Annotated in this window: 1 pseudogene; it reads right to left on the minus strand. The window is 66.9% G+C overall.

Annotation, left to right across the window (positions count from 1 at the left end):
- Positions 1-381: pseudogene (locus tag ACNFOC_RS55935) on the minus strand (UDP-glucose 6-dehydrogenase); the annotation flags it as partial.

Raw genomic sequence — 381 nt, forward strand, 5'->3', positions numbered from 1 at the left:
CAGGAATTCCGGGTTGGACACCACGTCGAAGGCGATGTCGGCGCCACGTGCCGCCAGCTCTGCGGCAATGGCGGCACGGACCTTGTCGGCGGTGCCCACCGGCACCGTCGACTTGTTGACCACCACGGTCGGCACGCTCATGTGCTGGCCGATGGTGCGGGCCACGGCCAGCACGTACTGCAGATCAGCGCTGCCATCCTCGTCCGGCGGCGTGCCGACGGCGATGAACACGACCTGGCCGTGGCCGATCGCGGCTGCGGCATCGGTGGTGAACGTCAGCCGCGACACGGCGTGATTGGCCTTCACCATCGGTTCCAGGCCCGGCTCATAGATCGGGATGATGCCCTGGTTGAGGCCATCGACCTTGGCCTGGTCGATATC

Source organism: Streptomyces colwelliae (assembly GCF_048158785.1).
Taxonomy (GTDB): domain Bacteria; phylum Actinomycetota; class Actinomycetes; order Streptomycetales; family Streptomycetaceae; genus Streptomyces.